The following is a 24,622-nucleotide window of genomic DNA, read 5'->3' as shown; positions in this document are numbered from 1 at the left end:
TCTTTCCGGGGGATGAACAAGACGATCAGGCGCGCGTCGGTCTTCTGTCTGCTTCTGGTGGCGGCCCTCTTGGTACGGGTCACCTGGGTGCAGGCGTACCAAGGCCAGGCGCTCGCAGACGACAAGAACAACCGGCGCAACCTCATCGGGCAGTACGAGAACCCGCTGGGGAACATCATCGTGGGCGGCGAGGCGATCACCGGCTCGGTGAAGACCGGCGGCAAGGACTTCCAGTACAAGCGCACCTACGTCGACGGCCCCCTGTACGCGCCGATCACCGGCTACAGCTCCCAGGCCTACGGCGTGAGCATGCTGGAGGGCGTCTACAAGAACATCCTCAACGGCTCCGACAGCCGGCTCAAGACACCGATGGACATCCTCACCAACAAGCGGGCCGCCCCCGGCAACGTGCTGACCACCATCGACAAGGGCGTCCAGAAGGCCGCGTACGACGCGCTGCAGGGCAAGCAGGGTTCCGCCGTGGCCATCGACCCGGCGACCGGGCAGATCCTCGCGATGGTGAACAACCCCTCCTTCGACCCGGGCCGGATCACCGGGGCCACCGACGAGGAGGCCTGGAAGGAGCTCTCGGCCGACCAGGGCAAGGCCATGGAGAACGTGGCGCTGCGCAAGCCGCAGGCCCCCGGATCCACCTTCAAGCTTGTCACCATGGCCGCCGCCATCGAGAACGGCCTGGTCTCGGACATCGACGCGCCCACCGGCATCCCCGGCGCGTACACCATCCCGGGCACCCGCACCGCCCTGCCCAGCGAGGCGGGCAACGAGGCGTGCAACAACGTGTCCGTGCGCACCGCGCTGCGGCTGTCCTGCAACAACGTCTTCGCCGAACTGGCATCCAAGCTCGGCCAGGACAAGATGCGGGCGATGGCGGAGAAGCTCGGCTTCAACACGGAGACCGCCACTCCCGTCACCGCCCGGCCGGCGAGCAAGTACCCGTCGCAGAAGATGTCGGTCGACCAGGTCGCACAGACGGGTATCGGCCAGTTCGACGTGCAGGCCACGCCGCTCCAGATGGCGATGGTGACGGCGGCGATCGAGAACGGCGGCAAGCTCGTCGCCCCGCACATGGTCTCCGAGGTCACCGATTCCGGCGGCAACGTGCTGGAGAGCTTCAAGGATCCCAAGTCGGACGAGGTCATGAGCGCCAAGACCGCCTCGATGCTGCAGGACGCCATGCGCACCGTCGCCACGCAGGGCGGCGGCAAGCCCGCGCAGGTCCCGGGCGCCGAGGTCGGCGGGAAGACGGGTACCGCGCAGCGCGGCGTGAACAACAGCCTGCCGCCGCTCGCCTGGTTCACCTCGTACGGCAAGCTCGACGGCAAGCGGATCGCGGTCGCCGTGGTGATCGAGAACTCGGACACCGACCGGTCCGAGATCGGCGGCGGCAAGCTGGCCGCGCCCATCGCGCAGAAGATGATGGAGGCGTGGCTCAAGAAGTAGCCTCCGCCCGCACGGGGCGCCGCGCCGGGAACCGCCACGGTTCGCGGCGCGTTTCCCTATCCATGATCAGAGCCGCGCGCCCCGACGACCTCGACGCCATAGCCGCCCTGCACACCCGGGCCCGGGCCACCTACTACCAGGGGCGTGTCCCCGAGGAGGTCTACGGGGGCGAGGCCGAACTCGCGCGCTGCCGCGAGGGCTGGGCCCGCGCCGTCGTGCGGACCGGCCCGGAGGGCGGGGTGTTCTGTGCCGAACAGGACGGTGTGCTCACCGGTGTCGCCGCGTACCGCACCGCCGACGCGCAGAGCGTCCTCACCCAGCTCCACGTGGACCCCGGCCACTGGCGCCGCGGCACCGGCACCGCTCTGCACTCCGCCTGCCTGGACACCTGGCGCCGGGCGGGAGTCCGCCGGGCCCGGCTGGAGGTCTACGAGCACAACGTGCGCGCACAGTCCTTCTACGCCGCCCACGGCTGGCGCCAGGACCCGCAGGTCCCCCGCTCCGGCAGCCACGTCACGCTGTGGCTGAGCGTGGCGGCCCCGTCCGGGGAATGAGACGTTCCGGCAGTTGGTTGAAGCGGAAACCGCCCGCTCCTCCCGAACGGGCGGTCCCCGCGACCGAGAGAAGAAGGATCATGCGCGTCGAGATCTGGAGCGACATCGCCTGCCCGTGGTGCTACATCGGCAAGGCCCGGTTCACGAAGGGGCTGGCCGAGTTCGCGCACCGCGACGAGGTGGAGGTCGTCTTCCGGTCCTTCGAGCTCGACCCGCACGGCCCCAAGGGCGTGACCGCGCCCGTCGTGGAGATGCTGGCCAAGAAGTACGGCCGCACCCTCGACGAAGCGCGCGGCATGGAGGAGCACGTCGCCGCCAGTGCCCGCGGCGAGGGGCTGGCCTACCGGACCGAGGGGCGCGACCACGGCAACACCTTCGACATCCACCGGCTGCTGCACCTGGCCGCCGCCCGGGGCCGTCAGGAAGAGCTGCTCGACCTGGCCTTCCGCGCCAACTTCGCGCAGGAGCGCTCCGTCTTCGACCCCGAGGTGCTCATCGCGCTCGCCGTCGAGGCCGGGCTCGACGAGGCCGAGGCCCGTACGGTCCTCGCCGACGGATCCGCCTACGCCGACGACGTGCGCGCCGACGAGCGCGAGGCGGCCGAGCTGGGCGCCAACGCCGTGCCCTTCTTCGTCCTCGACCGCCGCTACGGCATCTCCGGCGGGCAGCCCGCCGAGGTGTTCACCCGGGCTTTGGAGCAGGCGTGGGCCGGCCGCGAGGTCGCCCCGGCCGAGGCCGCCGACGGCGAGGCCTGCGAGCCCGACGGGGCGTGCGCCGTTCCCCGGGCGTAACGGGCATGGACGCCGAACCCGGTCCTGGCGCAGAGTTGAGGACATGGACCTCCCCGCCCTCAGGGCCGAGTTCGCGCACTCCACCACCTACCTCAACACGGCCAACTACGGGGTGCTCCCGCGTTCCGCCGTCGCCGAGGTCCGGGCCCTGGCCGAGGCCGCCGGGGCCGGGGACCCGGCCGGGTTCGGGGACTTCGACCGGGTCGACCGGGTCCGGGCCGCCTTCGCCCGGCTCGTCGGAGTGCCCGTCGGGCGGGTCGCGCTCGGCTCGGCCGTCGCCACCCACGTCGGCCTCGTCGCGGCCGCCCTCCCCGCCGGATCCGAAGTCCTCTGCCCCGAGGGAGACTTCGCCTCGGTGATGAACCCCTTCGTGGTGCGCGCCGACGTCAAGCTCCGGTTCGCCCCGCTGGAGTCGCTGGCCGAAGCCGTCGGTCCGGACACCGCACTCGTCTCGCTGTCGGCCGTACAGTCGGCCGACGGCCGGACCGCCGACCTGGCGGCGGTCCGGGCCGCGACGGCCGCCCACGGCGCGCGGATGCTCGTCGACGCGACCCAGGCGGCGGGCTGCGTGCCCTTCGACGCCGCGCCCTACGACTACACCGTCACCGCCGGCTACAAGTGGCTGCTCGGGGCGCGCGGAGCCTCGTACCTCACCGTGTCCGAGGAGGCCCAGGACACCCTCACCCCGCTGCACGCGGGCTGGGTGGCGGCGGAGTCGGTGTGGGACGCCACCTACGGGCCGATGCCGCGACTGGCCGGAGGGGCGCGGCGCTTCGACGAGTCCCCGGCCTTCCTCGGCTACCACGCCGCCGAGCCCTCGCTGGCGCTGCTGGAGCGGATCGGCATCGGCGCCGTCCACGCGCACAACACCGCCCTGGCCGCCCGCTACCGGGCCGGCCTCGCCCGCCTGGGCCACGAACCCGTGCCCGGCGGGACCCCGATCGTCACCGTGCCCGGCCTGGCCCACCGCCAGCCCGCGCTCCAGGCCGCGGGCATCGCCACATCGGCGCGCGCCGGCGGCCTGCGCGCCTCGTTCCACCTCTACAACACCGAAGCCGACGTCGACCGGCTGCTGGACGTCCTCGCGGGCTGACCCGGCCGAACCGGGCCGGACCCGGTCGCCCCGGCGGTCGCGGCGGCGCGCTACCAGGCCGCGGCCGCCGCGGCGAGGGCCGGGGCGGGGTCGGCCGACAAGGCGGAGGCCAGGGCGGTCAGGGACGCCCGTACCGTCTCCAGGGAGGCCGCCGGGCCGTAGTGGTTGACCCGGATCATCTCCTGGGCCAGCGCCCCGCCGCCCGCCGCGAGCGGCGCCGCCGGGTCCGCCGACAGCGCCTTGGCCACCACCACGGAGGCGTCCGCCACCCGCAGGGTCGTCGCCACCGGCGCCGCCTCCGCCGCCACCGGGACGTACGGGGCCACGCCCAGCGCCGTCGCGCCCGCACGGGTCGCGGCGGCCGCGGCCGCGTGCCGGCCCGCCACCGCGGGCAGCCCCTCGGCGGAGATCCGGTCCAGGCAGGCCTCCAGCGCCAGCATCTCCAGCTGCGCGGGAGCGTGCAGCAGCGTCGTACGGCCGGCGTCGATCCAGCGCTCCTTCCAGTCCAGCAGCGACAGGTACGAACGCCGGGGCGCGGCCGGGTTCTGCGCGAACCGGGCCCACGCGCGCTCGGAGACCGACACCGCCGAGACGCCCGCCGGGCCGCCCATCGCCTTCTGCGCGCCGATCACGCACAGGTCCACGCCCCAGGCGTCCGGGAGCAGCGGCTCGGCGGCCACCGAGGCCACCGCGTCCAGCATGAACAGGGCGCCGTGGGCCCGGACCGCCTCGCCGATCTCGGCGACCGGGTTGGTGTTGCCCGTCGCGGCCTCGGCGTGCACCAGCGACACGAAGTCGATCTCCGGGTGCTCGGCCAGCGCCCCGGCGACCTGCTCCCCCGTGACGGCGGTGTGGAACGGCACCGCCAGGTCCACCACCGTCGCCCCGCAGTCCCGCAGCCAGTTGCCGAACGTGGTTCCGTACGGGCCGGTCACGATGTTCAGGGCCGTCGAACCGGGACGGGCACCCGAGCGGATGCACGCCTCCAGCGGCAGCAGTGCCTCGCCCTGGGTGACCACCACGTCCTGGCGGGTACCGAGCAGTTCCGCCACCCCCCGCTCGATCGACGCGAAACGGGCGGCGGTCAGCGGCGGGAGGTCCAGCAGGGGGTGGGTCACGGCGGTGCTCTCTTCGTCCGGGGTCACCGGCCGAGCCTACCCAGCACGGACGTAAGGTGCCGCCATGAGCGATGCGCGCGAGGTGGGTGGAGCGGGCCGGGCCGACGGCGGCCCCGGGGGCGAAGTGCTGCACGTCAAGGGGCGGGTGCTCGTCGGACCCGACGACGTGCGCGACGAACTGTGGGTGATCGGCGGCCGGATCTCCTACGAGCGCCCGCGCACCGCCCGCGAGATCACCACGATCGCCGGCTGGACCCTGCCCGGTCTGGTCGACGCGCACTGCCACGTGGGCCTGGACGCCCACGGGCCCGTCGACGCCGGGACCGCCGAACGGCAGGCGCTCACCGACCGTGACGCCGGCACCCTGCTGATCCGCGACGCCGGATCGCCCTCCGACACCCGCTGGATCGACGACCGCGAGGACCTGCCGAAGATCATCCGGGCGGGCCGGCACATCGCCCGGACCCGCCGCTACATCCGCAACTACGCGCACGAGATCGAGCCGGGCGACCTCGTCGAGTACGTGGGGCGCGAGGCGCGGCGCGGTGACGGCTGGGTCAAGCTGGTCGGCGACTGGATCGACCGCGACGCTGGGGACCTGACCGCCTGCTGGCCCCGGGCGGAGGCCGAGGCGGCCATCGCCGAGGCGCACCGCCTCGGTGCCCGGGTCACCGCGCACTGCTTCGCCGAGGACTCGCTGCGCGACCTCGTCGAGGCGGGCATCGACTGCATCGAGCACGCCACCGGACTCACCGAGGACACCGTCCCGCTGTTCGCGGAGCGCGGGGTCGCCATCGTCCCGACCCTGGTGAACATCGCGACGTTCCCCAAGCTGGCGGCCGGCGGCGAGGCGAAGTTCCCGGCCTGGTCCGCGCACATGCGGCGGCTGCACGAGCGCCGGTACGACACGGTACGGGCCGCCTACGACGCGGGAGTTCCCGTCTACGTCGGCACCGACGCGGGCGGCTCCCTGCCGCACGGCCTGGTCGCCGCCGAGGTCGCGGAGCTGGTGAAGGCCGGGATCCCGGTGCCGGCCGCCCTCTCGGCCACCGCCTGGGCGGCCCGCGAGTGGCTCGGCAGGCCCGGCCTGACCGAGGGCGCGCCGGCCGACCTCGTGGTCTACGGCTCGGACCCGCGGGTTGACGTACGGACCCTGGCGCAGCCGCTGCGGGTGGTGGTCAACGGGGCCGTCCGGGCGTGAACAGTGGGAACTCCCGTTCCTTATGGGGCGGATGATTCGCACACTCGGTCGGAAACCACCCGTTGGGGTGAAGTCACCTCAGGTGTGCCCCCGTTCACCCACAGTGCTTAAAGAATCCGAGGGTCGAAGCCGTCGGCGTGCGCGATGTCCCCCATTGGCCGCCCGACGGCACCCATCTTCCCGGGGGTTCCACCACCTTGAACAGCAACACCTTCCGCATGCCCGCGGCCGTCCTGCTCGCCACGGGGGCGGTGGCCCTGCTCACCGCGCCGCCCGCCTCCGCCACCGGCGGCGGCAGCGCGGCGGCCGAGGGCAAGGCCGGCGCCGTCGTCCTGCGCGCCGGGCTCGACGTCGGCCTGCTGGGCCAGGCCGTGCGCGTTCCGCTCCGCACCACCCTCAACGAGGTCAACGCCCCCGCGACGGCCGAGAAGACCGCCCTCACGGTGACCCTCGACGGGGCCGAACAGGGCAAGCCGGTCAGCGTCCTGCGGGCGGACGTCGCCACCGCCAAGGCGACCGCCGACGCACAGCGCGCCCGGGCGGAGTCGCACCTGGCCAACGCCGAGGTGCACGTGCCGGGACTGCCGCTGCTCTCCCTGATCCAGGTCGGGCAGGTCACCTCCAAGGCGGTGTGCGAGACCGGCCGCAAGCCGGTGGCCACCGCGAACGTGCTCGGCGCCGTCACCGTCCTAGGCAAGAAGGTCACCTTGTCGGCGGGCGGCCCGACCAAGGTCGAGGTCCCCGGGGTCGGCCTGGTCTCCCTGGAACTGTCCGGTACGCAGACCACCTCCACCACGGCCGCCGCGGCCGCGCTCCGGCTCAAGGTCTCGGTGAACCCGCTGAAGCTGAACGTGGCCGAGGTCGAGGGCGAGATCGTCCTGGCCGAAGCACACTGCGAGGCGCCGTCCGGCCCCGCGCCGAGCGGGTCCGCCCCCGCCCCGGACGTCAAGACCCGGACGGTGGCCGGCGGTACGGCACCCGCGCGCGCCGACCTGGCCGAGACCGGGAGCGGTTCGGCGACCCCCTACGTGGCGGGCGGGGCGCTGCTGCTGCTCGGCGTCGGCGCCGGCGCGCTGGTCCTCACCCGGCGCGGCAGGTCCTCGTAGCGACCCGGCCGGCCGCGGGGCCCGTCAGCGCGTGGCGTGCTCCAGCCCCTGGGCGGTCGCGCCCCGGGCGGTCACCGCGGCGGTGACCTGCTCGTCGACGCGGGCGTACTCGCTGCGCTTGGCGGCGGTCAGCGAGCCGTCGGCAGCGGCGCAGGAGGCGCAGACCACCCGGAACGGCGGCCCCATGTCCGAGTACTGCGTGAGGTATTCGGCCTTCACCACCTCCCAGCGGCCCGGGTGCGCGGCGGCCGGGGCGAAGGTGAAGCGGGGCACCGAGGACATGTTGCCGCGCAGCTGGGCGGTTTCGTAGAAGCTGGCGATCTGGTCGCCCATGCCGTAGACCACCCACGTGCCGTTGATCTTCTCGTAGGGCTGCGGTACGTGGTTGTGCGTCCCGATGACCAGATCGATGTCGGGGAGTCCGTCGGGGGCGCGGGAGGCGGTCAGCGCCTGGGCGAGGTCGCTCTGCTGCCGGTCGGGCGCGGTCTGCCACTCCGTGCCCCAGTGGATGCTGAGGACGACGACGTTCGCGCCGGCCGCGCGGGCGGCGCGGGCGTCGGCGATGATCCGGTTCTGGTCGATGAGGTTGACGGACCAGGGCTTGCCGGCCGGGAGCGGGATGCCGTTCGTGCCGTAGGTGTAGTCCAGCTGGGCGACCTTCGCGCCGCCCGCCTGGAGCACGGCGGGGGCGGCGGCCTCCTCGGCGCCGCGGGCCGAGCCGACGTGCTTGAGGCCGACGCGGTCGAGGTGGTCGAGGGTGCGGGAGAGGCCCGCGTAGCCGTCGTCCAGGGTGTGGTTGGAGGCGGTGGAGCAGCTGTCGTACCCGGCGTCCTTGAGGGCGTCGGCCAGCTGGTGCGGGGCCTTGAAGGCGGGATAGCCGGTGTAGGGGCCGCCGGGCGGCCCGTACGGTATCTCGTGGTGGCATATCGCCAGGTCGGCGGCGGAGACGATGGGCTTGACGCCGGCGAGTATCTCGCGGAAGTCGTGGCTCTGGCCGGTGCCTCGGGCGTCGTCCGCCGCGCGCCGGATGATCGAGGGGTACGGAATCAGGTCCCCGGTCGCCACCAGGGTGAACGGCTTCCCGGCGGGTGCGGCCGGGGCGTCCCGCCCGGGCTTGGGCCCGAGCCGCTGTTCGGCGGCGCCGCCGCCGGCCCGGTCCAGGAGCACCGGTACGGCGTACACCGCTCCGCCCAGCAGCGCCAGCCCGCCCAGGGCCGCGCCCATCCGGCCGGCTGCCTTCATCCTCGTACCCCCGTGATCCCGAATGCCACTACCGGGATCCTCCCGCACGCCCCGCCCCACCGCCATGCGACCCCCACCCCCGGCCCACGTCCCGGCCCCGGCCCCGGCGCCTCGATCGCCGGGACGTCTGCGGCCGGGGCGGCCCTGCCGGTGGGCGGGCAATGGAAGCGCCCCCCGGGGCCGTTCGTGTGGGACCGACGTCCAGCCGTGCCCGGGGCCGTGGCCCGGTACCGGCGGAGCCGGCCCCCCGGGCGCTGCCCCGGACCCGGCGGCGGCGTGCCTCGCCGGCCGCAGGCGGGGTCCTGCCCCGGGAGGCCGGGCAGGGCTGGCGGTCCGGCTTGGGGCCGGACCGGGGGCTATCGGGTGGTCAGGGTCAGGGCGTGGTCCAGGGCCTGGAGGAGGCGGCCCGTCGTGGGGCGGTCGCGGACCGCGAGGCGGAGCCAGCCGGCGTCCAGGCCCGGGAAGGTGTCCCCCCGGCGGACCGCGAAGCCCAGCGCGCGCAGGCGGGCGCGGACCTGCTCCGCGCCCGCGACCCGGATCAGTACGAACGGCCCCTGCGCCTCCCCCGACACCGAGATCTCCTCGAACTCCGCCAGCCCCGCCAGCAGGTGCGCCCGGTCCACCGTGATCTGCCGCGCCACCGCCTCCGCCTCCGCCAGCGCCTCCGGGCTCATGCACGCCTGCGCCGCCACCAGGGCCGGGGTGGACACCGGCCACAGCGGCTGCGCCGCCGCCAGCTTCGCGATCACCTCCGGCTCGGCCAGCACGTACCCGATCCGCAGCCCCGCCAGCCCCCAGGTCTTCGTCAGGCTGCGCAGCACCACCAGCCCCGGTACGTCCGTCCGGCCCGCCAGCGCCTCCCGTTCGCCCGGGACCGCGTCCATGAAGGCCTCGTCCACCACCAGGATCCGGCCCGGCCGGGCCAGCGCCGCCAGGGTGGCCGCCGGGTGCAGCACGGACGTCGGGTTGGTCGGGTTCCCGACCACCACCAGGTCGGCTTCCTCCGGCACCGCCGCCGGGTCCAGCCGGAACCCGTCCGCCGCCCGCAGCACCACCCGCTCCACCCGGTGGCCGGCGTCCCGCAGGGCCGCCTCCGGCTCGGTGAACTGCGGATGCACCACCACCGGCCGTACGGCGCCCAGCGCCCGCGCGATCAGCACGAACGCCTCCGCCGCCCCCGCCGTCAACAGCACCCGCCCGGCCGGCAGCCCGTGCCGCTGCGCCACCGCCGCGCGGGCCGCGCGGTCGTCGGGGTACGCCGCGAGATCCCCGAGGGAGGCCGCGATCCGCTGCTTGAGCCACTCCGGGGGCGTGTGCGCCCGTACGTTGACCGCGAGGTCGACCAGCGCCCCGTCCGCGTCCCGTACCTCCGCGTCCCCGTGATGGCGCAGGTCGTGCCCCTGCGCGGTGGCGACGGCGCAGGTCGCCGCCACCGACCGGCGTTTGGGTACGAGGAGTTCCCCGCCGCCCGCGAGCGCCGCGGCCTCCGCCACCGAGGCGGTGCCGACGCCGTCGCGCGCCGCGTCCGAGGGGTGCGGTACCGGGATGGCTGCCAGCTTCTCCGCCGAGTAGCCGAGCAGCGGCACGCCGAAACGTTTCGCCGCGCCCGCGATGCCCGCCTCCTTCGTCTTCGGCTCCACCGTGGCCAGGGCCGTCACCGCGTCGGTGGCCAGCCCGGCCCCCCGCAGCGTCTCCTCGACCAGCGCACAGACCTCCGCCACGGAGACCCCCGCACGTCCGCCCACCCCGACCACCAGCCGGGTCGCGTACTCGCCCACCGGGGCCCTCCCTCCGTCGTCCTGTCGAGTCATTGTCGGGCCGCCGTCGGCCCTGCGTCTTCGCACCCGGCCCGCGCGGGGAAGTGCGCACGGCGCCGACAATCGGTATTCAGGGGCACATGGCCGTGATCGTGGCGTTGGGCGCGTTCCTGATGACCCTGGCGGGCGGATGGACGGCGCAGCGCGTCACCGACCGGCGCCACCTCGTGCTGGGCCTGGCCGGCGGGCTGATGCTCGGCGTCGTCGGCCTCGACCTGCTCCCCGAGGCGATGCGGGCGGCGGGGCGCGAAGTGCTCGGTGTTCCGCTCGCCCTGCTGCTCTTCGTCACCGGCTTCCTGCTCGCGCACGTCGCCGAGCGCCTGCTCGCCGTACGGCAGGCCGCGCACGGCGCCGAGAACGGAGCCCCGCACGGCCACCCGCACCCCCGTCCCCAGGCCCGCGACCACGCGCGCCGCGCCCCCGAGGTCGGGCTCGCCGCGGCCGCCGCCATGGTCGGCCACAGCCTCGCCGACGGGGTGGCCCTCGGCGCCGCCTTCCAAGTCGGCGGCGGGATGGGCGTGGCCGTCGCCCTCGCCGTCGTGACGCACGACTTCGCCGACGGGTTCAACACGTACACGCTCACCAGCCTGTACGGGAACGCCCGCCGCAAGGCGCGGATGATGCTCTTCGCGGACGCCGTCGCGCCGGTCGTGGGCGCCCTTTCCACCCTGCTGTTCACCCTCCCGGAGGAACCGCTCGGGGCGTACCTCGGCTTCTTCGCCGGCGTCCTGCTCTACCTGGCCGCCGCCGAGATCCTGCCCGAGGCGCACCACCGGCACCCCGCCCTGTCCACGCTGCTGTGCACGGTGGGCGGGGTGGCCGGGATCTGGCTCGTGGTCGGCCTGGCGGACTGAACTCACCGTCGCGCCGCCGCTGCCGCGAACCGCCGGGCGACGGAGGGCTGGGCGGCCCAGTGCGTGTGCAGGTAACTGGCGTGGACCCCGCCCTGGACGAAGCCCTCGACGCGGCGTTCGGGGTGGGTGAACCCCCAGGCGGGGGTCGCCCCGGCGGCGGGCTCGATCACCGTCCGGTGGAACTCGTGGCCCCGCAGCCGGGTCCCGGCGGCGGCGAGCGCGCTGTCCGACACCGCCACCGCCTCGCGGTAGCCCAGCGTCAGCCGCTCCGACATCCGCGCGTCGGCGTCGAGCACCCCGCACATCGGCTTCCCGTCCAGCGACCGCGCCAGGTACAGCAGCCCGGCGCACTCGGCCGCCACCGGGCCGCCCGCCGCGGCGAAGCCCGCGACGGCCCGGCGCAGCGGTGCGTTGGCGGACAGCTCGGGCGCGTACACCTCGGGGAACCCGCCGCCGATCACCAGGCCGGTGGTCCCCTCGGGCAGCGCCTCGTCCCGGAGCGGGTCGAAGGTGACGACCTCCGCCCCCGCCGCCGTGAGGAGCTCCGCGTGCTCCGCGTACGAGAACGTGAACGCGGCCCCGCCGGCGACAGCGATGACGGGGGGTTCGTTCGGCGCAGCCCCGTTGTCGGGGGCACTGCCCGCGAGCCCCCGCGCCTCGAACGCCGGCGGGGCCGGGTTTTGCCGGGCGGCGCCGGAATCGGGCGCCGTGGCACCGGACAGCGCCTGTGCCGGGGACCAGGCTTCGCAGTCCAGCGGCGGGGCCGTGCGGGCCAGGGCCAGGAGGCCTTCCAGATCGCATCCGGCCCGCACCTGGTCCGCCAGCGCCGCCACCGCGGCCACCGCGTCGGCCCGCCGCTCCGCCACCGGCACCAGCCCCAGGTGGCGCGACGGCGCGGCCACCTGGGGAGCCCGCCGCAAGACGCCCAGTACCGGCATCCCGGCCTCCTCCAGCGCCTCCCGCAGCATCACCTCGTGCCGGTCGGAACCGACCTTGTTGAGGATCACCCCGCCCAGGCGCACCTGGGGGTCGAACGACGCGAAACCGTGCACCAGCGCCGCCACCGAACGCGACTGCGAGGACGCGTCCACCACGAGCACCACCGGCGCCCGCAGCAGCTTGGCGACCTGCGCCGTCGACGCCAGCTCACCCCGCCCCGCGGCCCCGTCGTACAGCCCCATCACGCCTTCGACGAGGGCCAGGTCGCAGCCAGCCGCCCCGTGGGCGAACAGCGGCGCGACCAGCTCGGGCCCGCACATGAAGGCGTCCAGGTTCCGCCCCGGCCGGCCGGTGGCCAGCGCGTGGTAGCCGGGGTCGATGTAGTCGGGCCCGGCCTTGTGCGGGGACACGGCGAGGCCGCGCTCCGCGAACGCCGCCATCAGGCCCGTCGCCACGGTGGTCTTGCCGCTGCCGGAGGACGGCGCGGCGATCACCAGCCGCGGCATGTGGAGCGAGGTCACCACTCGATGCCCTTCTGGCCCTTCTGGCCGGCGTCCATGGGGTGCTTGACCTTGGTCATCTCGGTGACCAGATCGGCGAACTCCAGCAGTTTCCCCGGGGCGTTGCGGCCGGTGATCACCACGTGCTGGGTGCCGGGACGGCTCCGCAGCACCTCGATCACCTCGTCCACGTCGATCCAGCCCCAGTGCATCGGGTACGCGAACTCGTCCAGTACGTACAGCCGGTGGGTCTCGGCGGCCAGGTCCCGCTTGACCTGCTCCCAGCCCTCCTTCGCCGCCTGCTCGTTGTCGAGCTGCGCGTCGCGCTGCACCCAGGACCAGCCCTCGCCCATCTTGTGCCAGACGACCGGGCCGCCCTCGCCGGAGGCGCCGAGCACCTTGAGCGCGTTCTCCTCGCCGACCTTCCACTTCGCCGACTTGACGAACTGGAACACCCCGATCGGCCAGCCCTGGTTCCAGGCGCGCAGCGCCAGCCCGAAGGCCGCCGTGGACTTGCCCTTGCCCGGGCCGGTGTGGACGAAGACGAGCGGACGGTTGCGGCGCTGGCGCGTCGTGAGCCCGTCGTCCGGAACGACGGACGGCTGTCCCTGCGGCATTACGCGGCCCTCCTGTTGGGGGTGGTGGTCGAGGTTGCTGAGGTACGTACGTTCTTCACGAGGCCGGCCAGCGAGTCGGCCCGCAGCCCGTCGAGGGTGACGGCCGGCCCGCCGAGGTCGGCGGCCAGCGCCCCGGCCAGCCCCAGCCGGACCGGGCCCGTCTCGCAGTCCACGACCACCGAGGCCAGCCCCTGCGCGGCCAGCAGCCGCGCGCTGCGCGCCGACAGCTCGCGCGGGTCCCCGCCGAGCGCACCGGCCGACGTCGCCCGTCCGTCGGTGACCACGACGAGCAGCGGCCGGCGCGAGGGGTCCCGCAACCGCTCGATCCGCAGCACCTCGTGGGCCTTCAGCAGCCCGGCCGCCAGCGGGGTCCGCCCGCCGGTCGGCAGCTGTTCCAGCCGGGCCGCCGCCGCGTCCACGGACGAGGTAGGGGGCAGCGCCAGCTCGGCGCCCGCACCGCGGAAGGTGATCAGACCGACCTTGTCGCGGCGCTGGTAGGCGTCCAGCAGCAGCGACAGCACGGCTCCCTTGACCGCGCTCATGCGCTGCCGGGCCGCCATCGATCCCGAGGCGTCGACGAGGAACAGGACGAGGTTGCCCTCGCGCCCCTCACGGGTGGCCTGCCGCAGGTCGTCCCCGCGCACCAAGAGCCCGCGCCCGCTGCGCCCGCGCGCCTTCTGGTGCGGCGCGGCCGCCTGGACGGTCGCGGCCAGGTGCAGCTTCGTCAGCCGGCCCCGGGGGCGCTGGGCGCCGGTGGTGCGGCCGTGCGCGGTCCGGGCGCGGGAGCGGCGGCCGGCCGCGCCCTCACCGAGGCCGGGCACGCTCAGCATCTTGGTCCGGAACGGCTCGGCGGCCCGCACCGGCGCCTGTTCGGCCGCGCCGCCCCCCTCGCTGGAGGGCGGAGCCGAAGGGGACGCGGTCTGCGGCTCGGGGGCGTCGGGCGCCGGAGCGGCGTCCGGCCCCTCGCCCTGCGGGGGTACGCCGCCGCCCCCGTCGGGGCCGCCGCCGTCCGGCCCGTCGTCGCCCGGTCCGCCGTCGTCGGGCCCCTCGGGCTCCGGCTCCGGCTCCGGTTCGGGCTCCTCGTCGGGGAACCGGTCCAGGATCTCGTCCAGCTTGTCCTCGTCCAGGCCGGGCGCGTCGAAGGGGTTGCGGCGGCGCCGGTGCGGGAGCGCCAGCAGCGCGGCCTGCCGGACGTCCTCCTTGCGCACCTCGGTCCGCCCCGCCCAGGCGGCCAGGGCTGTCGCGGTGCGGGCCATCACGATGTCGGCCCGCATGCCGTCGACCTCGAAGCCGGCGCAGGTGGCCGCGATCTGCATCAGCGAGGTGTCGCCGAGCGCCACCTGCGGCAGCAGCGCCCGCGCGGCCACCACCCGGGCCCGGACCTCGTGTTCCTCCTCGGCCCAGCGGCTCGCGAAACCGGCGGGATCGTCCTCGTAGGCGAGCCGCCGGCGCACCACCTCGACGCGCTGGGCCGGCTCGCGCGAGGCCGCGACCTCGACGGTGAGCCCGAACCGGTCGAGCAGCTGCGGGCGGAGCTCGCCCTCCTCGGGGTTCATGGTGCCGACGAGGAGGAAGCGGGCGGCGTGGCGCACGGAGACGCCCTCGCGCTCGACGTAGGAGGCGCCCATCGCGGCGGCGTCGAGGAGAACGTCCACCAAGTGGTCGTGGAGGAGGTTCACTTCATCCACGTACAGGATCCCGCGGTGCGCGTCGGCCAGGAGGCCCGGCTCGAAGGCCTTCACGCCCTCGGCGAGGGCCCGTTCGATGTCGAGGGCTCCGACGAGACGGTCTTCGGACGCGCCCACGGGAAGTTCCACCACCCGCGCGGGCCGGGAGGCGCCGGCCCCGGGCTCGTGCGGGCCGTCGGGGCAGGCGGGGTCCGGCGCGCCGGGCGCGCACGAGAACCGGCAGCCCGGTACGACGTCCACCTCCGGCAGCAGCGCGGACAGCGCGCGCACGGCGGTGGACTTGGCGGTGCCCTTCTCGCCGCGCACGAGCACCCCCCCGACCGCCGGGCTCACGGCGTTGAGCAGCAGCGCCAGCCGCAGGTCGGTCTGGCCGACCACCGCGGTGAACGGATAGGGCAGGCTCATGCGTTACTCACTCCTTCGAAGCGGACGGCTGTCGGTCGCGGCGCCGCGGCCGGGGCGGAGTCCCGGGATCCGGGAAGCGGCGGGGGAGGGGCCGGGGCGGCGGAACAGCCCGGCGGGGCCACGGCCGTCACGGCGCGCCCGGCGGCAGGAACGGGAGCCCGGCGGGCGCGCCCGACTCGATCAGCCCCAGCAGTGCGGCGGTGTCGGCGTGCTCCTCGATCAGGTCGCCCAGCAGGTCGAGCTGCCGCTCCCGCAAGGCGGAGAACGACGTGTCCGGCGCCGGTACGAACCGGCGCCCCGCGGCCGCCGCGACCTCCCGCAGGAACGCGCGGCGAAAGCCGTCCGACTCCAGCGAGCCGTGCCAGTGCGTGCCCCACACCTCACCGACCCGGCAGCCGTCCAGGAACGGGGTCCCGCCCAGCACCTCGGCCACGCCGTGGTGGATCTCGTACCCCTCCACGGGCTCGCCCAGCGCCGAACCCACCGGCCGCGCCAGGGTCTTCTCCCGCTCGAAGCGCACGCGTACGGGCAGCAGCCCGAGGCCCTCGACGGTGCCCGCCCGGGACTCCACCTCGTCCTCGATCAGCCCGCCCAGCACCTGGAACCCGCCGCAGATGCCCAGCACCGGCCGGCCGGCCGCCGCCCGCGCGGCCAGGGCATCGGCCAGGCCGCGCTCGCGCAGCCACCCGAGGGCCCGCACGGTGCCCCGGGTGCCCGGCACGACCACGAGGTCGGCGTCGGTCAGTTCCTCGGGCCGGTCCACGAACCGCACCACGACCCCGGGTTCCGCCGCGAGCGCGTCCACGTCGGTGAAGTTCGACATCAGCGGCACCGCGCACACCGCGACCCGCAGCACGTCCTCGCCGACCGGCGGGGCGACCACCGACTCGCGCACCGCGCCCCGCAGCGAGACCCGCAGGCCGTCCTCCTCGTCGATGCCCAGCCCGTGCCGGTACGGCAGCACGCCGTACGTGGCCCGCCCGGTCAGCCCGCGCAGCATCTCCATGCCGGGTTCCAGGAGCGAGACGTCGCCCCGGAACTTGTTCACCAGGTAGCCGGCGATCAGCGACTGGTCCTCGGGCGACAGCAGCGCCGTCGTACCGAAGAACGAGGCGAAGACGCCGCCCCGGTCGATGTCCCCGACCACGACCACCGGGAACCGCGCGGCCCGCGCGATCCCCATGTTCACGATGTCGGTCCGGCGCAGGTTGATCTCGGCCGGACTGCCCGCCCCCTCGCAGATCACGGCGTCATACGTGCCCCGCAACTGCTCCAGGCAGTCCGTGACGACCCCGAGCAGCTGCTCCTGGCGGCCCCCGCGCAGCGCCTTCCCGGGGGCCGCGGCCCCCGGCCTACCGAAGAACCCGCGGGCGCTCATCTCGCCGACCGGCTTGCCCAGCAGCACCACCTGGCTGCTGCGGTCACTGCCCGGCTTGAGCAGCACCGGGTTCATCAGCGCCGTCGGCTCCACGCGGGCGGCCTGCGCCTGCATCGCCTGGGCCCGGCCGATCTCCGCGCCCTCCCGCGTGACGAACGAGTTCAGCGACATGTTCTGCGCCTTGAACGGCGCCACCTTCACGCCTTGGCGCGACAGCCAGCGGCAGATGCCCGCCGTGACCACGCTCTTGCCCGCGTCCGACGTGGTTCCCGCGACCAGCAGACCGCCGCCGCGCTTCGAGCCGCTCATGCCCGCCCCTTCCCCGACCACTGGGTCACCGCACACCGCAGTGCCACACACGCCCCCAGCGCCACCCACGTCACCCGACGCGACAGCCGTACCGCACGCTCGATGTCCGCCACTTCGACCGGCCGCCCGGCGTCGTTCAGCACGGCCCGGTGCTCGACCCGGCCGCCGTACGCCAGCGTCCCGCCCAGCCGTACGCCCAGTGCGCCGGCGAACGAGGCCTCCACCGGACCGGCGTTGGGGCTCGGGTGCGCGGCGGCGTCGGCGCGCCAGGCCCGTACGGCGCCCCGCCGGTCGGGTCCGGCCAGTACGGCGGCGAGCGCGGTCAGCCGGGCCCCGGGCCAGCCCGCCACGTCGTCGAGCCGGGCGGAGGCCCAGCCGTAGCGCAGGTGGCGCGGTGACTTGTGGCCCACCATCGCGTCCAGGGTGTTGACGGCACGGAACGCCAGCAGCCCGGGCACGCCCGCGAGGGCACCCCAGACCAGGGCCCCGACGACCGCGTCGGAGGTGTTCTCGGCGACCGACTCCACGACGGCGCGGGCCAGCTGCTGCTCGTCCAGGGCCTGCGGGTCGCGCCCGCACAGGTGCGGCAGCCGCTCCCGGGCCACCTCGGCGTCCCCGGCGGCGAGCGCCCCGCCGATGGCGCGGGCCTCCCGGCCCAGCGAGGTGCCGCCGACGACGGCCCAGGTGGCGGCGGCGGTCAGGGCGATACGGGCGGCCGCGGGCCGGGAGCGCACGGCGCGGGCGCCGAGCGCGCCGACGGCGGCCGCGCCCCCCGTGCACACCAGGGTGTGGACCACGCCCCGTGCCCGGTCGTCACGCCACAGGGCGCGTTCGAGAGCGGCGGCGGCTCTTCCGAAGGCGGCAACGGGGTGCCCCCGGCGCGGATCCCCGAGGATCCGGTCGCCGATCAGGCCCGCCGTGACGCCGTACGCGAATACGCGATCGGCACGCATGGTGGCAGGTATGTCCTCGCTCAGGGTCCGCGCCCTGGTTCGACGTGTCCGGCGGCGAGAGTTCCTGGCTCCCGGGACGCACGGACCGCGTGCGCTCCCCGGTGACAGTGGCGGGACCGCGCCGGATTCGCACCGGACTTCCTCTCCATGCCGCCGTATTGGCTCGGGCAGTCCACCACGCGCCGAGAACGCCCGTCAACTTGCCGTTGACCTGCGGCGAGGGGACGGGGCGGCCGGGGCGGGGGATGCGAAAGCTCCCCACGGGAATCCCGCGGGGAGCTTTCGGCGTCGTCGCGTCAGCTGACGATCAGGTAGATCGCGTAGGCCACGGCGATGCCGCAGACCGCGAAGCACGCGTAGGCGCCGCTGCGGGCCGCGGTGGCGGTGCCGCCCTGCTCGGTGGCGGTCTCGTGCTTGGAGAGACCCACCAGGCCCAGGGTGAACAGGGCCACGAGGGCGACGGTGGCGGAGAGGCTGACCCCGAAGACGGAGCCGAGTGCTGCCCAGTCGATCTTCATACCGCTGAATCCTCTGTCGTTCTCGGGGTCAGACCGCCGCGGCCGGAGCCGCGGGTACCGGGGCGGCCGCCGGGATGGTGGCCTTGAGGTCCTCGTCCGTCACCGCGGCCGTGGTACCGGCGGCGGCGATCGGGGGGACGGTGACGGCGGCCATGGCCGTGGTGACGACTCCGGGCGCCTCGGCGGCGGCCGGCTCCACGTCCGTGACGTTGTGGTGGTCGACGACCTGGCGGCGCGAGATGAACCAGATCGCGGCGCAGGAGGCGACCAGGAAGACCACGACGGCGGCGATGCCGACGTTGCCGGTGCGCATGACCATCTCGGCGCCCGCGCCGACCAGGGCGGCGGCCGGCAGGGTCAGGCCCCACGCGATGAACATCCGGGTGGCGGTGGACCAGCGGACCACGCCGCCCTTGCGGCCCAGACCGGCACCCATGACCGCGCCGGAGCAGGCGTGGGTGGTGGAGAGGGAGAAGCCGAGGGTGGAGGAGGCCAGGATGACGCTCGCCGCCGAGGTCTGGGCGGCGAAGCCCTGCTGCGGGTGGAGTTCGGTCAGGCCGCTGCCCATGGTGCGGATGATGCGCCAGCCGCCCAGGTAGGTGCCGGTCGCGATGGCCATGCCGGCGGAGACGATGACCCACACCGGCGGGTTCGCGCCGGACTCCAGGGCGCCGCCCGCGACGAGCGCGAGCGTGATGATGCCCATCGTCTTCTGGGCGTCGTTGGTGCCGTGGGCGAGCGAGACGAGACCGGCGGAGGCGATCTGACCGGCCCGGTAGCCCTTGGTGGCGGTCTTGCCGCCGACCTTGCCACCGAGCTTGTACGTGAGCTTCGCGGCCAGCATGGCGGCCACACCGGCCACGATGGGGGCGGCGACCGCGGGGATGAGGACCTTGGTGACGACAACGCTGCCGTTGACCGCGCCGAGGCCGGCCGAGGCGACCGCGGCGCCGATCAGGCCACCCATCAGGGCGTGGGAGGAGCTGGAGGGGAGCCCGACCAGCCAGGTGACGAGGTTCCAGAGGATCGCGCCGACCAGGGCCGCGAAGATCACTTCTGGCTGGATGCCCTGCTCGTTGACCAGGCCCTTGGAGATCGTCTTGGCGACCTCCACGGACATGAACGCGCCGACGAGGTTGAGCACGGCGGACATGGCCACCGCCGTCTTGGGCTTGAGGGCGCCGGTCGAGATGGTGGTCGCCATCGCGTTGGCTGTGTCGTGGAAACCGTTCGTGAAGTCGAACACGAGAGCGGTGATGATCACGATCCCGAGGAGAAGCGTTATGTGCTCCATTTACCCAGGCTTCTGTTTGGCGTCAGTGGCTCGGCGACCGTAGGCAACCTGAGTGAACGGAAGATGAACTGAGGAAGGTCGGGTGGTGTCTCGTGTCGCGGTGCGATGGGGACCTTCCTCCCGATTCGGCCGTAGATCCAGCGATAAGGGCACGTCAAAACGGGTGAACGGCGCTCTCCGAGAGGTGCCCGGGCCGTCCCGGCGAGCGCGCGCCCCCCTCGGGACGAGACCCAGATCACGTTCCGCGGCGGCCAAGCGGAACCGTTACGGGCCGTTACCCGGCGGTTGCGGAATGATCTCCTCCAGTGGCCTGCCGGGGCGCACGCCCCGACACTGGAGCGGTGCGTACCGCCACAGCGACGGCAGCGGCCGTCACCACGACCCTGATCGGCGCCGGAGCGGCCGTCATCGCGGCCGGCCGGTACGCCGCCGACGCGGCCCTGCGCCCCGAACCGGGCCGGCCGCTGCCCGGCGGACCCCGGCTGACCGTCCACTCCACCGCGGCGGGCCGCGTCGTACTGACCCTGCCCAGGCCCCCGGCCGGAGGTGCCCCGGTGCGCGCCTCCCTTCACCCCGGCAGGTACGGCCTGGACGCCCCCGGCGTGCACGCCGTGGTCGGCCCCGTCCTCACCGACGTCCCGCACGGCCCCGGCACCGTGGTCCGCGGCCTCCTCGCCGTCACCCACGGCAGCCTCGACCCCGGCACCCGGGTCGTCCTCACGCCCCAGGTCCACCTCGGCAACCCGCGCACCGCCCTCGGGCTCGACCACGCCGACGTGGACGTCCCCGGCGAGCTCGGCCCGCTGCCCGCCTGGTTCGTCCCGGCGGCCCGTGACACCTGGGTCATCACGGTGCACGGCCTGGGCGGCACCCGCGAGCACCCGATGGTGGTCATGCCGTTCCTGCACCGCCACGGGCTGCCCGTACTCGACCTCGCCTACCGGGGCGACCTGGGCGCGCCCCGCTCCCCGGACGGTGTCGGCCACCTCGGCGAGTCGGAGTGGCGCGACGTGGACGCCGCGATCCGCTACGCGCTGCGCTACGGTGCCCGCCGCGTCATCCTGTACGGCTGGTCCACGGGCGCCACCATGGCCCTGCACGCCGCCGAGCGCTCGGCGCTGGCCGACCGGATCTCCGGGCTGGTGCTGGACTCCCCGGTGCTCGACTGGCACGCCACCCTGCGCGCCCTGGCCGCGGCCCGGGGCACCCCGGCGCCGCTGATGCCGTTCGTGGTCCGGGCCGCCGAAAGCCGCGCCGGCCTGCGCGTCGACCGGAGCCCGCCGGGGGCGAACCCGGGCGCGCTGCGGATGCCCGTCCTGATCTTCCACGGGCCCGACGACACCCTCGCCCCCTGGGGCCCCGCCCGCCGGCTCGCCGCGGACCGCCCCGACCTCGTCACCTTGAAGCCGGTCCCGGGCGCCCCCCACGGGGCGATGTGGAACGCGGCCCCGGAGGAGTACGAGGAGACCTTGCGCCGCTTTTTGACCCCTCTTATGTGAAAGCCCTGTGGCGGACGGGGTGTCCTGGTCGGCTTGTCCCGGTATGCCTGCCGGGTGGTCCGTGGAAACGGCCCATTCCGTTTGGGCTTTCGGCCAGTGACGGGCGAGACTGCTTCCGTGACGTCCCGAAAGCCTGATGAGCAGTTGGCTCGCGACTCCAGACTCCGACTCGTCTCCCCGCGCTCCGTCGCCGCGGCCCGCAAGGCGGTGACCGACCGGCGGACGCGAACCGCCCCCCGGCCCCCGGCGGGCACCCCCGCGACGGCCGACCTGGCGAACCGGGCCCGGGCCTCACTCGCCGACGCGGTACGGCTGGCGCGCTGGGCCGAGCGGCACCTCGGGGCCGGTGACGGCGGCAGGCCCGCCCCGGCGGGCGCGCTGCCCGCAGCCGATGTCGAACGGGCCGCCGATGACCTGCGCCTGACCCACGGCCAGATCCGGGTGGGCTGGGACCGCGCCCGCCTCTCCGGCCTGGTCGAGGTGCACGGCGGCCACGCCCGGCCCGGCTGGCGCCTGCGCGCCTGGGACCGCGACGACACCGCCGTCCTGCGCGGCTGGGTCGCCCTCTTCGACGCCTGGTCGCTCGTCCACCCGGCCCCCGCCGACATCGCCCCGGCGGTCGTGGCCGAGGTCGTCGAGGCCATGCCCCAACTCCTGTCCCTGCTCCAGCTGTCCGCCGGCCCGGTGACCGTCCCGGACCTGCTGGACCTGCTCGGCCAGCGGGTGACGGAACTGCGCGACGAGCGGTGCGAGGTCCCGTACGAGGCCGCCGCCACGGACGCAGCCGACACGGGCGCCTCCGCCGCGGGCGCCTTCGTGCACGACGGTCCGGTGGCGACGGCGGCGCCCGGCCAGATGACGGCTGCAGCGCCCCCCGTGCCGCTCGCCCGCCTGCTGCGCTGGGCGCTCGGCGGGCTCGCCGCCGTCGACGCCGTCACCCTCGGGCCGGCCCAGGCCGCCCTCACCCCGCTCGGCAGTTGGGCCGTCTGGGTCAAGCTGGAGCAGATCTGCGTCGCCGCGCAGAGCCCGGCCGGGAACATCGAACAGTCCGCCGCCGCCATGCTGCACGGCTGCGCCCGGCTCACCCCGGGCCCCGCGCGCGCCGAGTACCAGGCGTGGCTCGCTGCCCGCCCCGTCGGACACGCCGTCGGCGAACTGCTCCAAGCCGCCCGCGGCGAGGACGCCCTGCTGCGCGGCCTCGCCTTCGAGGCGCTCCGCGTGGTCGGCGCCCCCGCCGAGCCCGACGTACGCGCCGCCGTGCGCGATCCGGCGCTGCGGCCCTACGCCCTGCTCTGGCTCGCCGAGCACGACGGGGTGGACCCCGACGAGGCGCAGCACGTCCTGACCGCGGAGGAGTCCACCTGGCTGTGGGTGGACACGGCCGCGGCGATCGCGGACCACGGCGAGGCCGAACTGCTGGCCCGTCACCTCGACTCGGCCGTGCGCACCACCGTCCCCCGGCTGCTGGACGAGGTCCGCGCGGTGGGCCACCCCCGGACCGTGCAGGTCCTGGTCGCCCTGGCCGCCGCCCACCCCGACCCGGCCCTGGCCAAGGCGGTCCGCCGGGCCGCCTTCCAGGTCCACACCGGCGGCGCGTAACACCGGGGAGGAGCCGGGGCGTACCCGCCGCGGGCGTCAGACCTGCGGGGCGTACGTCCCGAAGCTCCAGATGTTGCCCTCGGCGTCGCGCGCCATGTAGTCCCGCGAGCCGTAGTCCTGGTCGGTCGGCTCCATCACGATCTCCGTGCCGTGCTCCGCGGCCCGGCGGTGGTGCGCGTCCACGTCCTCCACCACCACGTAGACCCCGACGGGACCGCCGTCCGCCATGGCCTTGTCGAAGACCCCGCCGCGGCCCTTGCTGCCGAGCATCACCGCGCCGTTCCCGTACGACAGCTCCGCATGCATCACGGTGCCGTCCTCCCCCTCGTAGACGGCGACCTGGGTGAACCCGAAGGCCTCGGTCAGCTGCCGGATCGCGGCCTTCGCGTCGCGGTAGAGCAGCGTCGGAACGATGGACGGAACACCTGCCATGACGATCACTTCCTCTCGTGCGGTGCGCGCGTGCGGATCTGCGGTCGGGTGCCGGGGCCCAGCGCCCGTGTGACCCGCCTCACAGCATGGCAGGCGCCTGTGCCGGTCAGCGGAAGGTGTCGCACTGGGCCATGTCACCGGTCCGGTAGCCCTGGTAGAACCACTGCTGGCGCTGCTGCGCCGAGCCGTGCGTCCAGGATTCGGGGGTGACCCGCCCCTGGAACTTCTCCTGGATCCGGTCGTCGCCGACCGCGGCCGCCGCGTCCAGGCCGTCCTTGATGTCCTGGTCGGTCAGGCTGGTGATGAGCGGTCGGCCGGTGGACTCGTCCGGGGTCCGGGTCGCGTTGTGGGCCCACACCCCGGCGTAGCAGTCGGCCTGGAGCTCCACCCTGACCGAGTTGCTGTTCGCGCCCGGTCGCCCGTCCTGGGTCTTCTGGAGCGTGCCCGTCAGGTTCTGGATGTGGTGCCCGTACTCGTGGGCGACCACGTACGCCTGCGCGAAGGGGCCGCCGCTCGCGCCGAACTTCGTCCGCAGCTCCTGGAAAAAGCCCAGGTCGAGGTAGACCTTCCGGTCACCTGGGCAGTAGAACGGGCCGACCGCCGAGGTGGCCGCGCCGCAGGCGGTGTTCACCTGGCCGGTGAAGAAGACCGTCGAGGCCGGGACGTACCGTGCGCCCCGCCGCTGGAACTCCTGGCGCCAGTAGTCCTGCGTGCTGTTCGTCACGGCGACGAGCCGGCAGTCCTCGCGGCTGTTGGCGTCGCGGCCGGTCCGGCAGGTCTGCTGCACCTGCGCGGCGGAGGAGGGGCTCGAGACCGGCTGCGGGCTCCCGCCGGACAGCCCCAGCTCATCCGGGCCCACCCCCAGCAGCAGCCCCAGGACCAGGGCGATCACCCCGACGAGACCCCCGCCGATCGTGGCCCTGCCGCCCGGGATGCGGCTGCCGCGCTGGTCCGAGACCTCCGACGTGTCCAGATTGGCGTCGTCGTCGAACTGCATGCCGCACCGCCCTCGCTCCCACGTGTCCGCACTCGCGGCGGCCGTCACCGCCGCCATCCTGATACGTGCCCCGGCCGGCCCGGGAGATCCGTGCGCCGAACGGAGGACCCCGGGAGGACCCCGCGAGGACCCGGCGGGTGCGGGGCGGGCGGCCGGGCGGCCCGAAAAGTGGTTGCGCACCCCCGGTAGAATGTCTTCATGGCAAATCTCCTCGCGGATTAGCGGCGTCGAAGCCTCGCGCGTCCCTGCCCCCCTTC

At 74.7% G+C, this 24,622-nt stretch carries 21 protein-coding genes and 1 riboswitch; of the genes, 9 read left to right on the top strand and 12 right to left on the bottom strand.

The features are described 5' to 3' along the window. Nucleotides 1–12 precede the first annotated feature (12 nt). The 4 genes from ACWGH1_RS21735 to ACWGH1_RS21720 all read left to right on the top strand — a co-directional run bounded on the left by ACWGH1_RS21735 (nucleotide 13) and on the right by ACWGH1_RS21720 (nucleotide 3,899). Nucleotides 13–1,461 carry a peptidoglycan D,D-transpeptidase FtsI family protein gene (locus ACWGH1_RS21735; protein ID WP_453352617.1) on the top strand — a complete coding sequence of 483 codons (1,449 nt, stop codon included), beginning with the start codon at nucleotides 13–15 and terminating at the stop codon, nucleotides 1,459–1,461. 62 nt (nucleotides 1,462–1,523) lie between these two features. Further along, nucleotides 1,524–2,015 (top strand): N-acetyltransferase family protein, encoded by a 492-nt coding sequence (locus tag ACWGH1_RS21730; protein WP_453352618.1) that lies wholly within the window; start codon nucleotides 1,524–1,526, stop codon nucleotides 2,013–2,015. A gap of 80 nt (nucleotides 2,016–2,095) precedes the next feature. Continuing rightward, on the top strand, nucleotides 2,096–2,806 hold the full coding sequence (locus ACWGH1_RS21725) for a DsbA family oxidoreductase (protein ID WP_453352619.1): 711 nt from the start codon (nucleotides 2,096–2,098) through the stop codon (nucleotides 2,804–2,806). A gap of 43 nt (nucleotides 2,807–2,849) precedes the next feature. Continuing rightward, nucleotides 2,850–3,899 (top strand): aminotransferase class V-fold PLP-dependent enzyme, encoded by a 1,050-nt coding sequence (locus ACWGH1_RS21720; RefSeq protein ID WP_453408919.1) that lies wholly within the window; start codon nucleotides 2,850–2,852, stop codon nucleotides 3,897–3,899. Between the two features lie 50 nt (nucleotides 3,900–3,949). Here ACWGH1_RS21720 and ACWGH1_RS21715 read toward each other — a convergent pair whose 3' ends face one another. Next, nucleotides 3,950–5,017, bottom strand: a complete 1,068-nt coding sequence (locus ACWGH1_RS21715; RefSeq protein WP_453408927.1) for a pyridoxal-phosphate-dependent aminotransferase family protein — start codon at nucleotides 5,015–5,017, stop codon at nucleotides 3,950–3,952. Between the two features lie 64 nt (nucleotides 5,018–5,081). Here ACWGH1_RS21715 and ACWGH1_RS21710 point away from each other — a divergent pair, with 64 nt between their 5' ends. After that, nucleotides 5,082–6,218, top strand: a complete 1,137-nt coding sequence (locus ACWGH1_RS21710) for an amidohydrolase family protein (protein WP_453353714.1) — start codon at nucleotides 5,082–5,084, stop codon at nucleotides 6,216–6,218. Nucleotides 6,219–6,415: 197 nt separating this feature from the next. Beyond that, complete coding sequence (locus ACWGH1_RS21705; protein ID WP_453353715.1) at nucleotides 6,416–7,324, top strand: SCO1860 family LAETG-anchored protein; 909 nt, start codon at nucleotides 6,416–6,418, stop codon at nucleotides 7,322–7,324. 24 nt (nucleotides 7,325–7,348) lie between these two features. Here ACWGH1_RS21705 and ACWGH1_RS21700 read toward each other — a convergent pair whose 3' ends face one another. Together ACWGH1_RS21700 and cobC are read right to left on the bottom strand one after the other, a co-directional pair. Further along, nucleotides 7,349–8,566: a CapA family protein gene (locus ACWGH1_RS21700; RefSeq protein ID WP_453353716.1), complete on the bottom strand. Its 1,218-nt coding sequence runs from the start codon at nucleotides 8,564–8,566 to the stop codon at nucleotides 7,349–7,351. A gap of 356 nt (nucleotides 8,567–8,922) precedes the next feature. Then, on the bottom strand, nucleotides 8,923–10,377 hold the full coding sequence (cobC, locus tag ACWGH1_RS21695) for an Rv2231c family pyridoxal phosphate-dependent protein CobC (protein ID WP_453353717.1): 1,455 nt from the start codon (nucleotides 10,375–10,377) through the stop codon (nucleotides 8,923–8,925). 86 nt (nucleotides 10,378–10,463) lie between these two features. Here cobC and ACWGH1_RS21690 point away from each other — a divergent pair, with 86 nt between their 5' ends. Beyond that, entirely contained in the window at nucleotides 10,464–11,237 is a 774-nt protein-coding gene (locus tag ACWGH1_RS21690; RefSeq protein WP_453353718.1) for a ZIP family metal transporter, read from the top strand. A 2-nt stretch (nucleotides 11,238–11,239) separates the two neighbouring features. Here the strand turns inward: ACWGH1_RS21690 and ACWGH1_RS21685 are convergent, their stop codons facing one another. From ACWGH1_RS21685 to ACWGH1_RS21655, 7 genes are all read right to left on the bottom strand, one after another. Next, nucleotides 11,240–12,682 carry a cobyrinate a,c-diamide synthase gene (locus ACWGH1_RS21685; RefSeq protein ID WP_453408926.1) on the bottom strand — a complete coding sequence of 481 codons (1,443 nt, stop codon included), beginning with the start codon at nucleotides 12,680–12,682 and terminating at the stop codon, nucleotides 11,240–11,242. An 11-nt stretch (nucleotides 12,683–12,693) separates the two neighbouring features. Then, entirely contained in the window at nucleotides 12,694–13,293 is a 600-nt protein-coding gene (gene cobO, locus ACWGH1_RS21680) for a cob(I)yrinic acid a,c-diamide adenosyltransferase (RefSeq protein ID WP_453353719.1), read from the bottom strand. Beyond that, nucleotides 13,293–15,386, bottom strand: a complete 2,094-nt coding sequence (locus ACWGH1_RS21675) for a putative cobaltochelatase (protein ID WP_453353720.1) — start codon at nucleotides 15,384–15,386, stop codon at nucleotides 13,293–13,295. The genes cobO and ACWGH1_RS21675 overlap by 1 nt, the downstream gene beginning before the upstream one ends. Before the next feature lie 127 nt (nucleotides 15,387–15,513). Then, nucleotides 15,514–17,073 carry a cobyric acid synthase gene (locus ACWGH1_RS21670; RefSeq protein ID WP_453408918.1) on the bottom strand — a complete coding sequence of 520 codons (1,560 nt, stop codon included), beginning with the start codon at nucleotides 17,071–17,073 and terminating at the stop codon, nucleotides 15,514–15,516. Continuing rightward, a complete protein-coding gene (locus ACWGH1_RS21665) occupies nucleotides 17,070–18,026 on the bottom strand; it encodes a cobalamin biosynthesis protein (protein WP_453353592.1) in 957 nt (318 codons plus the stop codon). The genes ACWGH1_RS21670 and ACWGH1_RS21665 overlap by 4 nt, the downstream gene beginning before the upstream one ends. Nucleotides 18,027–18,084: 58 nt before the next feature. Then, a riboswitch (cobalamin riboswitch) is annotated at nucleotides 18,085–18,170 on the bottom strand. Nucleotides 18,171–18,322: 152 nt separating this feature from the next. After that, nucleotides 18,323–18,544, bottom strand: coding sequence for a hypothetical protein (locus ACWGH1_RS21660; protein WP_453353593.1), 222 nt, complete (start codon nucleotides 18,542–18,544; stop codon nucleotides 18,323–18,325). Between the two features lie 28 nt (nucleotides 18,545–18,572). Continuing rightward, nucleotides 18,573–19,838, bottom strand: coding sequence for an anion permease (locus ACWGH1_RS21655; protein WP_453408917.1), 1,266 nt, complete (start codon nucleotides 19,836–19,838; stop codon nucleotides 18,573–18,575). A gap of 341 nt (nucleotides 19,839–20,179) precedes the next feature. Between ACWGH1_RS21655 and ACWGH1_RS21650 the strand changes: the two genes are divergently transcribed. Continuing rightward, nucleotides 20,180–21,337 carry an alpha/beta hydrolase gene (locus ACWGH1_RS21650; protein ID WP_453353595.1) on the top strand — a complete coding sequence of 386 codons (1,158 nt, stop codon included), beginning with the start codon at nucleotides 20,180–20,182 and terminating at the stop codon, nucleotides 21,335–21,337. Between the two features lie 117 nt (nucleotides 21,338–21,454). Further along, nucleotides 21,455–22,936, top strand: a complete 1,482-nt coding sequence (locus ACWGH1_RS21645; protein WP_453353596.1) for a hypothetical protein — start codon at nucleotides 21,455–21,457, stop codon at nucleotides 22,934–22,936. Nucleotides 22,937–22,972: 36 nt separating this feature from the next. Here the strand turns inward: ACWGH1_RS21645 and ACWGH1_RS21640 are convergent, their stop codons facing one another. Together ACWGH1_RS21640 and ypfJ are read right to left on the bottom strand one after the other, a co-directional pair. After that, nucleotides 22,973–23,368 (bottom strand): VOC family protein, encoded by a 396-nt coding sequence (locus tag ACWGH1_RS21640; protein ID WP_453353597.1) that lies wholly within the window; start codon nucleotides 23,366–23,368, stop codon nucleotides 22,973–22,975. A 106-nt stretch (nucleotides 23,369–23,474) separates the two neighbouring features. Then, the gene (ypfJ, locus tag ACWGH1_RS21635; RefSeq protein WP_453353598.1) at nucleotides 23,475–24,365 is read right to left on the bottom strand and encodes a KPN_02809 family neutral zinc metallopeptidase; all 891 of its coding nucleotides are present in this window, start codon (nucleotides 24,363–24,365) and stop codon (nucleotides 23,475–23,477) included. Between the last annotated feature and the right edge of the window lie 257 nt (nucleotides 24,366–24,622).

This window comes from Streptomyces sp. NPDC054883 (genome assembly GCF_053610645.1).
Note: the sequence above shows the minus strand (reverse complement) of the source record. Positions and strands in the feature narration are given on the sequence as shown.